This window comes from Citrobacter sp. wls613, assembly GCF_005281195.1.
GTDB lineage: Bacteria > Pseudomonadota > Gammaproteobacteria > Enterobacterales > Enterobacteriaceae > Citrobacter > Citrobacter gillenii.
Genome location: NZ_SZXN01000023.1, coordinates 1 through 1,738 on the forward strand (window position 1 = coordinate 1; position 1,738 = coordinate 1,738).

The 1,738-nt window shown below is 52.4% G+C and carries 1 rRNA gene; it reads left to right on the plus strand.

What is annotated here, in order from left to right:
* Positions 1-149 precede the first annotated feature (149 nt).
* Positions 150-1,691: ribosomal RNA gene (locus FDX01_RS04020) — 16S ribosomal RNA — on the plus strand.
* Positions 1,692-1,738 lie beyond the last annotated feature (47 nt).

The following is a 1,738-nucleotide window of genomic DNA, read 5'->3' on the forward strand; positions in this document are numbered from 1 at the left end:
GTTGCACTGCTCTTTAACAATTTATCAGACAATCTGTGTGGGCACTCGAAGATACGGATTCTTAACGTCGCAAGACGAAAAATGAATACCAAGTCTCTGAGTGAACATACGTAATTCATTACGAAGTTTAATTCACGAGCATCAAACTTAAATTGAAGAGTTTGATCATGGCTCAGATTGAACGCTGGCGGCAGGCCTAACACATGCAAGTCGAACGGTAGCACAGAGGAGCTTGCTCCTTGGGTGACGAGTGGCGGACGGGTGAGTAATGTCTGGGAAACTGCCCGATGGAGGGGGATAACTACTGGAAACGGTAGCTAATACCGCATAACGTCGCAAGACCAAAGAGGGGGACCTTCGGGCCTCTTGCCATCGGATGTGCCCAGATGGGATTAGCTAGTAGGTGGGGTAACGGCTCACCTAGGCGACGATCCCTAGCTGGTCTGAGAGGATGACCAGCCACACTGGAACTGAGACACGGTCCAGACTCCTACGGGAGGCAGCAGTGGGGAATATTGCACAATGGGCGCAAGCCTGATGCAGCCATGCCGCGTGTATGAAGAAGGCCTTCGGGTTGTAAAGTACTTTCAGCGAGGAGGAAGGGGATGTGGTTAATAACCGCATTCATTGACGTTACTCGCAGAAGAAGCACCGGCTAACTCCGTGCCAGCAGCCGCGGTAATACGGAGGGTGCAAGCGTTAATCGGAATTACTGGGCGTAAAGCGCACGCAGGCGGTCTGTCAAGTCGGATGTGAAATCCCCGGGCTCAACCTGGGAACTGCATCCGAAACTGGCAGGCTAGAGTCTTGTAGAGGGGGGTAGAATTCCAGGTGTAGCGGTGAAATGCGTAGAGATCTGGAGGAATACCGGTGGCGAAGGCGGCCCCCTGGACAAAGACTGACGCTCAGGTGCGAAAGCGTGGGGAGCAAACAGGATTAGATACCCTGGTAGTCCACGCCGTAAACGATGTCGACTTGGAGGTTGTTCCCTTGAGGAGTGGCTTCCGGAGCTAACGCGTTAAGTCGACCGCCTGGGGAGTACGGCCGCAAGGTTAAAACTCAAATGAATTGACGGGGGCCCGCACAAGCGGTGGAGCATGTGGTTTAATTCGATGCAACGCGAAGAACCTTACCTACTCTTGACATCCAGAGAACTTAGCAGAGATGCTTTGGTGCCTTCGGGAACTCTGAGACAGGTGCTGCATGGCTGTCGTCAGCTCGTGTTGTGAAATGTTGGGTTAAGTCCCGCAACGAGCGCAACCCTTATCCTTTGTTGCCAGCGGTTCGGCCGGGAACTCAAAGGAGACTGCCAGTGATAAACTGGAGGAAGGTGGGGATGACGTCAAGTCATCATGGCCCTTACGAGTAGGGCTACACACGTGCTACAATGGCATATACAAAGAGAAGCGACCTCGCGAGAGCAAGCGGACCTCATAAAGTATGTCGTAGTCCGGATTGGAGTCTGCAACTCGACTCCATGAAGTCGGAATCGCTAGTAATCGTAGATCAGAATGCTACGGTGAATACGTTCCCGGGCCTTGTACACACCGCCCGTCACACCATGGGAGTGGGTTGCAAAAGAAGTAGGTAGCTTAACCTTCGGGAGGGCGCTTACCACTTTGTGATTCATGACTGGGGTGAAGTCGTAACAAGGTAACCGTAGGGGAACCTGCGGTTGGATCACCTCCTTACCTTAAAGAAACGTTCTTTGTAGTGTCCACACAGATTGTCTGATGAA